This is a genomic window from Acinetobacter sp. UBA3025 (genome assembly GCF_002367915.1).
GTDB lineage: Bacteria > Pseudomonadota > Gammaproteobacteria > Pseudomonadales > Moraxellaceae > Acinetobacter.
This window is the reverse complement of record NZ_DFDO01000183.1, coordinates 1-8,664: the sequence shown is the minus strand read 5'-3', so window position 1 is coordinate 8,664 and position 8,664 is coordinate 1. Positions and strand designations below refer to the sequence as shown.

Here is an 8,664-nt window from a genome sequence, read left to right as displayed (position 1 = left end):
GCAACTATTTTAAGAACCTTATTGGTTTAAATCCTTTATATAAGGCTAAGCCAGCATGAAAAGGTCTTATAACTTTGGTTCTACTACTTTAGCGAGCAGATTTACCAGTTCTGCATTTTGCAGCTCAACTTTTTGCAGTTTAGCCGTAGTCTGATCCAGTACTTCCTGCTGAACATGCATTTTTTTCGCCAGATCCTGCATAATTTCCAAGGTCTTTTTTAAATTTTCTTCCAGATGCGCCACTTTTTCCTCAACTGGCACGCCTTCCACACTTTGTGAACTCTCATTATTATTAAATTGCAGCCAGATCAAAAAGATTACAGCCAAGGTTAGTAATATAATAAATCCCCAGATCAACATCATGTGCTTGCTCTTATTCCATTTAATTATCTTTATCTTAACGAAAAAATATCCAGATCATAGAAATATTCGGCATAAATCCAAAGCTTTTCGATCAATTACGTCCAAGTTCTTATTCATTTTCCTCTAATTTTTTAATCTCGCATAAAAAAGCACCCCATTTGGGATGCTTTCAAAATAGCTTAATCTGTGTAAAAGGATTCACAGAGATCCAGTAACCGGTTGGCATAACCCCATTCATTATCATACCAGGCAAATACTTTGGCCTGATGCCCCACTACCAGGGTTTGGGTCAGATCCACAATCAATGAATAAGGCGAATGATTAAAATCGCTAGAGACCAAAGGCTCATCTGTCACAAACATGATTTCAGCAAAATCCTGACGTGCCGCATTAATTAATACTTCATTCAACTGATGATCAGTAATGGGTGACTGAGAAATAAAAGTCAGATCAATGGCCGCGACATTAATGGTTGGAACACGAATCGAATAACCATCAATCCGGTTTTCCATCTTTGGCATCACACGCTTGAGCGCACCCAAAGCTGAAGATGTGGTTGGAATAATATTTTGCCCAGAAGCACGGGCACGTCTTAAATCACGATGGGCATGATCCAGTACTGACTGATCCGCAGTCACCGCATGAATTTCAGTCATCAGTGCAGTCTCAATCCCAAAGGCATCATCAATGATTTTGACTAGCGGTACCAATGCCTGCGTAGTACAGGAAACACTGGAAATAATCTGGTCACTTTCTTTGACATCACGATGGTTGACGCCATAGACAATTGCAGCATCCACCGTATCAAACGGTGCAGCGCCGATAATCACCCGTTTTGCCCCGGCAGTAATATGCTGAGTCGCAGCCTCACGCGAACGGAATAAGCCGGTACATTCCAATACCACATCAATATTCAGTTCATGCCATGGCATTTCCACCGGATTCGCCTGTCTTAACACCTGAACTTTCTGATAAGCATCGCGATAAGTGACATGCAGGTAGGCATACTCATCTTCATAAGTCAGATCAACCTGCCCCGGGAAACGGCCATGAGTAGAATCATATTTAAATAAATGCAATAAGGTTTCAACGTCGGCAACGTCATTAATGGCAACGATGTCAAAATTAAAATCTTTCGGATTTTCAAACCATGCACGCAACACATTGCGTCCGATTCGTCCAAAACCATTAATTGCGATACGTTGCATCGACGTTCCCTACTGCGGCATAAAACTTTGTGCGCCTATATTAATGGAATTATCCAGCTGACTGATAACTATTCAGCTAAATCCACTAAAAATTACACAGAATGTCCAATATTTCATCGAAAAATTCATGCTTTGCTTGAAGTAATCCAGTCTTTCTATCAGCGAGAATTAAGATAAATTGCTGTAATGACAATAGCTTTTGATTTTGCAGGGCATTTTTCTGATTTTTCTAATATCCATTCCTTATAGTTTTATGATCTATAAATATGAAAATCATTGGTTGAACAGGCATTTTCCGTTATAATTTGGCGTTTTTAAATATTTAAGCCCCGCATTGCAGCAGAGAACCAACCTTCTTGTCAGACTGTGATGTTTTTAGCCAAATCGGAAATTATGGAGTGACTTGGTTGTGAGTACTCGTTTTATGACATCAGCTGAAATTCGCGAAGCTTTTTTAAGCTACTTTGAATCGCAAGGGCATACACGTGTCGCGTCGAGTTCTCTGGTTCCTGCCAACGACCCAACATTATTGTTTACCAATGCTGGTATGAACCAGTTTAAAGACTGCTTCCTGGGTCTGGAAAAACGTGACTACGTTCGTGCAACATCTTCACAAAAATGTGTACGTGCAGGTGGTAAACACAACGACTTAGATAACGTTGGCTACACAGCTCGTCACCACACATTCTTTGAAATGCTGGGTAACTTCTCGTTTGGTGATTACTTCAAACGTGATGCGATTAAATTTGCTTGGGAATTTCTGACCGGCGACAAATGGCTGGCACTGCCTAAAGACAAATTGTACGTAACTGTGTATCACACTGATGACGAAGCGTTTGATATCTGGAATAAAGAAGTTGGTCTAGATGCCAGTCGTATTATCCGCATTGGTGATAACAAAGGCGAAAAATACGCATCAGACAATTTCTGGGCAATGGGCGATACTGGTCCTTGTGGTCCATGTTCTGAAATCTTCTATGATCACGGTGAGCACATTTGGGGTGGCCTGCCTGGTACACCTGAAGAAGATGGCGACCGTTTCATCGAAATCTGGAACAACGTATTCATGCAGTTCAACCGTACTGCGGATGGCGTCCTGCACCCTCTTCCAGCACCTTCTGTTGATACCGGTATGGGCCTTGAGCGTATTTCTGCGGTTCTGCAACATGTCAACTCTAACTATGAAATCGACCTGTTCCAAAACCTGTTAAAAGCTGCTGCTGAAATTATCGGTCTAGATACTTCAGATATTGAAGCGAAAGCACAAGCTGAAAACAAACCGGTTGAATACCCTGCTTCACTTAAAGTTGTGGCTGACCATGCACGTTCATGCTGCTTCCTGATTGCGGATGGTGTGAACCCTTCGAATGAAGGTCGTGGTTATGTACTGCGTCGTATCATCCGCCGTGCAGTTCGTCACGGTAACAAATTGGGTGCGACAGGTTCATTCTTCCACAAAATGTTGAAGCCTTTGATTGAAGTGATGGGTGCTGCCTACCCTGAACTTGAAGCAAACAAAACACGTATCGAAGCTGCATTGCTGAAAGAAGAAGAACAATTCGCGAAAACACTTGAGCAAGGTTTGAAATTGCTTGAAGGTGAATTAGCTCAACTGAAAGGTTCTGTGATTCCAGGTGAAGTTGTATTCAAACTTTATGATACTTACGGCTTCCCAACTGACCTTACAGCAGATATCGCACGTGAACGTGATTTAACGATTGACGAAGCTGGCTTTGAAAAAGAAATGGCTGCACAACGTCAACGCGCACGTGATGCCGGTAAATTCGCAATCGACTATAACAGTGTCGTTAAAGTTGAAGGCGAAACTCAGTTTGAAGGTTATGACGCAACCGCGGGTCAAGGTCAAATCATCGCAATCTATAAAGATGGCGAACAGGTTGACGAAGTGGTTGAAGGCGATGAAGCATTAATCGTTCTTAACCAGACTCCTTTCTATGCAGAAAGTGGTGGTCAAATCGGTGATACAGGACTCTTCAAAAACGATACTGGTATTTTCGAAGTTCAGGATACCAAGAAATCTGGTGGTGCGTTCGTTCACCAAGGTATCGTGACTATGGGTAATCTAAAAGTTACTCAAAACGTGGAAGCAACGGTTAAAGCCGAGATTCGTGCTGCAACTGCTCGTAACCACTCTGCAACTCACTTGCTGCACGCTGCCCTACGTCAAATCCTGGGTTCACACGTACAGCAAAAAGGTTCATTGGTTGCTTCTGACGTATTACGTTTCGACTTTGCCAACGATCAGCCTGTGACTTTCGAACAGTTGCAAGAAATTGAACGTCTGGTAAATGCCGAAGTGATTGCCAACACGCCTGTTACCACTGAACTGCTCGACATCGAATCTGCGAAAGCCAAAGGTGCGATGATGCTGTTCGGTGAGAAATACGGTGAAGAAGTTCGCGTATTGTCTATGGGTTCAGTGATTGACGAAAAAAACTTCTCAATCGAGCTGTGTGGCGGTATTCACGTGAAACGTACAGGTGACATCGGTCTGTTCAAAATCACTTCTGAAGGTGGTGTCGCAGCAGGTGTACGTCGTATTGAAGCAGTAACTGGCGCTAAAGCTGTTGAAGCCATGCAGAAAGTCGATCGTGATGTTCAATATATCAATGGTTTGTTAAAAGCACAGAACCATCAAACAGTCGAAAAAGTTGAAGCTGTGGTGGACACTGCGCATCAATTGCAAAAACAGATTGAACAGCTGAATCAAAAATTGGCAAGCCTACAAGCCGGTGAACTTTTAAGCCAGGTTCAAGAGCTTGCTGGTCGTAAAACATTAATCACGACTGTTCAGGGTATGGATGCGAAAGCACTACGTAACCTGCACGATGGTGTGAAATCAAAATTAGAAAATGCAGTCATTGTTCTTGCAGGTGTAGAGGGTGACAAGGTTAGCTTGATTGCATCTGTAGCTAAAGACTTTACTGCTTCTATTAAAGCGGGTGACATCATCAAACACTTGGCAACTGAGCTAGGTGGTAAAGGTGGTGGTAAACCTGACTTGGCACAAGGTGGCGCGCCACTTAACGAGAAGTTTGCTCCAGTGATGGCTGATTTAGCAGCTTGGCTTGAAGCAAAATAAAAACTTCATTTTGTGTAACTGACCCTGATCGGAAAATCAGGGTCATGGTTTATATGGAACAACTATGGCATTAATCGTTCAAAAATATGGCGGTACCTCAATGGGTACTCCCGAGCGCATTCTCAATGTTGCTCGTCGTGTGAAGCGCTGGCATGACCATGGCCACAAGGTGGTTGTAGTCGTATCTGCTATGAGTGGTGAAACCAACCGCTTGCTTGCTCTCGCGAAAGCCATTACCGAAACCCCTGACCCACGTGAACTTGACCAAATGGTTTCTACGGGTGAACAGGTAACGATTTCCATGTTAGCTATGGCGCTGAATTCAATTGGCGTTGAAGCTAAATCTTTAACTGGTCGCCAGGTTGGTATTAAAACTGACAGCGCATTCACCAAAGCACGTATCGAATCTATTGATACCGATGTATTGACTGAAAACCTGGATGCAGGCCGCGTGATCGTGGTGGCTGGTTTCCAGGGCTTTGATGCTGATGGCAATACCACAACTTTAGGCCGCGGTGGTTCTGATACTTCAGGTGTCGCACTTGCTGCAGCGCTTAAAGCGGATGAATGTCAGATTTACACAGACGTTGATGGCGTATATACGACTGACCCTCGTGTTGCGCCTAAAGCGAAAAAAGTAGACCGTATCTCTTTCGAAGAAATGCTGGAAATGGCATCTTTAGGTTCTAAAGTTCTTCAAATTCGCTCTGTAGAATTTGCAGGCAAGTACCAAGTGCCTTTACGCGTACTCTCAAGCTTCGATAATGACAATGATGGCGCATTTGACGAAGACTTCAAAAACAACGTCGGAACTCTTATTACTACTGAACTGGAAGACAACATGGAACAGCCAATTATCTCTGGTATCGCGTTCAACCGCGACGAAGCTAAACTGACTATTCTGGGTGTTCCAGATGAGCCAGGTATTGCATCTAAAATTCTTAAACCAATTGGTGATGCCAATATCGAAGTGGATATGATTATCCAGAACGTTGAAGAAGATGGTACAACTGATTTCACGTTTACTGTAAACCGCGGTGAACTCGCTAAAGCCAAAAAAATCCTTGAAGAAACTGCTCAAGCGATTGGCGCACGTGAAGTTGCAACTCGTGATGACATCGTAAAAGTGTCTATCGTAGGTGTAGGTATGCGTTCTCACGCTGGTGTAGCGAGCAAAATGTTCACTGCCCTTGCTGATGAAGGCATCAACATCCTGATGATTTCTACTTCTGAAATCAAGATTTCAGTAATTATCGAAGAGAATTATCTTGAGCTTGCAGTTCGCTCACTTCACACTGCGTTTGGTTTAGACCGTGAACATGGTGAATCTAGCGCACGCGCTTAAGAGAACTACAAAATACCGTCATTGTCTGACAGTATTTCATTAAATCTCTACAAAAATGCAGGGCCACTATAGTTTTTTTTATAGTGGCTCTGTTATATTAAGCCTAAGGATTTTCAACAGTCTGGATAGTTAACCTCTTCATTTCATGGACAGGACTTTCTATTCAAACTTTAATTATATAATTTTAGGTTGTGTTTTTTTATTACATTCAATAGATTGCAGGTTTTGCATTTTGCAAGGAGAGAAACATGCTGATTTTGACTCGACGCGTCGGGGAAACTTTAATGATCGGAGACCAAGTCAGCGTGACTGTACTTGGCGTAAAAGGCAACCAGGTTCGTATTGGGGTAAATGCTCCGAAAGAAGTCTCTGTACACCGAGAAGAGATTTACCAGCGTATCCAGCATGAACGTGCAATGCATGAACATCTTCAGCATATTGACCAGGATTATCAGCCTTCTTCTTATGAAGATGATAACCAGACACAAAATAACTTTAACCGTTAATTTTGTATGAATATAAAAGCGGCTTTTAAGCCGCTTTTAATTTGTCTAATTTTCAACTGCATAGCAAAATAATCAGACTTTATCCTGCCTGCTGCTGATCAAGCAACGCTGCCAGCACTTTTTTCACCGGTCCGAAACTACGACGGTGCTCATCAATCACCCCGTGTAAGGCAATCGCTTCAAAATGTGCTTTGGTCGGATAACCCTTATGCTTGGCAAAGCCAAATTGTGGATACTTCTGATCCATCTCTACCATCTGGCGATCCCGGGTCACTTTTGCCAGAATACTGGCTGCCGAGATTTCAGGATGCAGAGCATCCCCACCTACAACCGCATCACAGCTCATCGCAAGACCCTGAGGAATCTTGTTGCCATCGACCAGTACATGTTCCGGCTGAATGCTTAATGCTTCCACAGCGCGGCGCATTGCCAGCAAAGAGGCCTGCAAAATATTATGCTCGTCGATTTCTGCCGCAGAGGCTTCAGCGATGGCCCAAGCCAGTGCTTTTTCCTGAATCTCAATAAAAAGTTTTTCGCGCTTCTTCTCGCTTAGCTTCTTGGAATCATTTAAGCCCTCAATCGGGTTATTCGGATCCAATATCACAGCCGCAGCGACCACCGATCCTACTAATGGCCCACGCCCTGCTTCATCTACACCAGCAATATTCATTTTATTTCCCATAAAAAATAGGCTGAACCAGTCAGCCTATTCAAATTTGATTTTGACTTAGTTTACCGCTTCCGCCACGCAAGCGTTAATAGTATTTGCAACGACATTGCCTACAATAGTTGCACGTGCTGCTGGGTCAATTGCTGCAGTCGCCAAATCTACCGCAGTCACGTTTTGTGGTGCTTTTTCACTCACGCAACCACAAATTTCAGACTGGATATTCTGTTTTTGTGTTTCTGTCATTAAACGTGTTGCAGTTTGCCAAGCCGGAATATTATTTAGTTCAGTAACACATTTTGCATTGATGGCAATTTTAATGGCTGCAGAACCGAGTTGCTGACCTGTACTTGCTTGAGTTGGGGTGCCTGTACCTTGGGGTGCTACGCAGGCAGAAAGAACAAGTGCTAATGGAGCAACAACAGCCAATAATTTTTTCACGGATTTTATCCTTTTTTCAGCTTTTAAAATATGCGGCTATTGTGCCGAAGTTTATCGCAATAAGAAATCTAAAAATGCGCCATGATGTCTAATCTGCGCACAGCCAGATTCACAGTTATCATAGAATGAAGACTCACTACTAATCTAAGGGTAAAGCCTGAATGATCCAGCACCCAAAAAATCTTTAATTGATAAACTCACCCATACAACCTTTTAAGCTATTGGCAATTGCTTTACGGGTCAGCTCTTTTTTAGTTTCTTCATCAACGGTTGCTTTTAACAGGGTTCTAGCCGGAACACCTTCCAAAGCATGCTCACCCACACAGCCACACACTTTTTGCTGTAAATGCTGTTTATTGGCTTCAGCCATGAAATAAGTCCCCATTTTCCAGACTTTGGAATCTTTCAGCTCTTGACCACACTGATATTCAATCACAGGTTTCAAGGCTTTCTGAGTCATTGAGGTATCTGCACAAGCAGGATTGATTAAGCTAACAGCCAGAACAGGCCACAGGAATTTTAATTTCATCTTCGGTTCACAGATCAGATTAAATAAAAAGGCAGAGCGAACTCTACCCTCTTTGGGCTAACAAATTTGCTGAAATGATATTTTAAGCGAGTGCCTGAATCAGGCTGACCCATTTCTGTTTTTCAGCATCAGAAATAAATGAAGCTTCAAAAGAATTAATTGCCAGCTGTTTTAGCTCATCATTGCTTAGGTCCAAAGCTTCAGCAATGGCAATGAAATTGTCATTCATATAACCACCGAAATACGATGGATCATCTGAATTCACTGTGACATGGACACCCTGCTGCAACAGGCGACGGATATTATGCTGCTGCATATCATCCACAACACACAGCTTTAGGTTTGAAAGTGGACATACTGTAAGCGGCATCTTCTCTGCAATCAAACGCTGCATCAATTCTGGATCTTCTTCAGATCGAACACCATGATCAATACGGTTAACTTTTAATAAATCCAGAGCTTCCCAGACATATTCTGCCGGACCTTCTTCACCCGCATGTGC

The 8,664-nt window shown here is 42.9% G+C and carries 9 protein-coding genes; 3 read left to right on the top strand and 6 right to left on the bottom strand.

All coding sequences use genetic code 11. From position 1 onward, the window contains the following. Positions 1-66 precede the first annotated feature (66 nt). Both B4J23_RS07655 and B4J23_RS07650 read right to left on the bottom strand, forming a co-directional pair. Positions 67-363: a hypothetical protein gene (locus B4J23_RS07655; RefSeq protein WP_291359754.1), complete on the bottom strand. Its 297-nt coding sequence runs from the start codon at positions 361-363 to the stop codon at positions 67-69. A 179-nt stretch (positions 364-542) separates the two neighbouring features. Next, a complete protein-coding gene (locus B4J23_RS07650; RefSeq protein ID WP_291359752.1) occupies positions 543-1,571 on the bottom strand; it encodes a type I glyceraldehyde-3-phosphate dehydrogenase in 1,029 nt (342 codons plus the stop codon). A gap of 409 nt (positions 1,572-1,980) precedes the next feature. Here B4J23_RS07650 and alaS point away from each other — a divergent pair, with 409 nt between their 5' ends. The 3 genes from alaS to csrA all read left to right on the top strand — a co-directional run bounded on the left by alaS (position 1,981) and on the right by csrA (position 6,525). Beyond that, on the top strand, positions 1,981-4,674 hold the full coding sequence (gene alaS / locus B4J23_RS07645; RefSeq protein WP_291359750.1) for an alanine--tRNA ligase: 2,694 nt from the start codon (positions 1,981-1,983) through the stop codon (positions 4,672-4,674). A 64-nt stretch (positions 4,675-4,738) separates the two neighbouring features. Further along, a complete protein-coding gene (locus tag B4J23_RS07640) occupies positions 4,739-6,019 on the top strand; it encodes an aspartate kinase (protein WP_262738227.1) in 1,281 nt (426 codons plus the stop codon). Positions 6,020-6,267: 248 nt separating this feature from the next. Then, the gene (csrA, locus tag B4J23_RS07635; RefSeq protein ID WP_004784202.1) at positions 6,268-6,525 is read left to right on the top strand and encodes a carbon storage regulator CsrA; all 258 of its coding nucleotides are present in this window, start codon (positions 6,268-6,270) and stop codon (positions 6,523-6,525) included. A 79-nt stretch (positions 6,526-6,604) separates the two neighbouring features. Here the strand turns inward: csrA and rnhB are convergent, their stop codons facing one another. The 4 genes from rnhB to B4J23_RS07615 form a co-directional block, all read right to left on the bottom strand. Next, complete coding sequence (gene rnhB / locus B4J23_RS07630; RefSeq protein WP_004784204.1) at positions 6,605-7,195, bottom strand: ribonuclease HII; 591 nt, start codon at positions 7,193-7,195, stop codon at positions 6,605-6,607. Between the two features lie 57 nt (positions 7,196-7,252). Beyond that, a complete protein-coding gene (locus B4J23_RS07625; protein WP_159123230.1) occupies positions 7,253-7,633 on the bottom strand; it encodes a hypothetical protein in 381 nt (126 codons plus the stop codon). Between the two features lie 184 nt (positions 7,634-7,817). Then, positions 7,818-8,162, bottom strand: a complete 345-nt coding sequence (locus B4J23_RS07620) for a hypothetical protein (protein ID WP_291359746.1) — start codon at positions 8,160-8,162, stop codon at positions 7,818-7,820. A gap of 82 nt (positions 8,163-8,244) precedes the next feature. Further along, positions 8,245-8,664, bottom strand: a 420-nt coding sequence (locus B4J23_RS07615; RefSeq protein WP_414631569.1) for an adenosine deaminase family protein, incomplete at its 5' end; no start/stop codon positions are given.

Coding starts and splice junctions, on each gene's coding strand:
- rnhB (WP_004784204.1), bottom strand. CDS start 7,195: ATGAATATTGCTGGTGTAGATGAAGCAGGGCGTGGGCCATTAGTAGGA.
- B4J23_RS07640 (WP_262738227.1), top strand. CDS start 4,739: ATGGCATTAATCGTTCAAAAATATGGCGGTACCTCAATGGGTACTCCC.
- csrA (WP_004784202.1), top strand. CDS start 6,268: ATGCTGATTTTGACTCGACGCGTCGGGGAAACTTTAATGATCGGAGAC.
- B4J23_RS07650 (WP_291359752.1), bottom strand. CDS start 1,571: ATGCAACGTATCGCAATTAATGGTTTTGGACGAATCGGACGCAATGTG.
- B4J23_RS07655 (WP_291359754.1), bottom strand. CDS start 363: ATGATGTTGATCTGGGGATTTATTATATTACTAACCTTGGCTGTAATC.
- B4J23_RS07620 (WP_291359746.1), bottom strand. CDS start 8,162: ATGAAATTAAAATTCCTGTGGCCTGTTCTGGCTGTTAGCTTAATCAAT.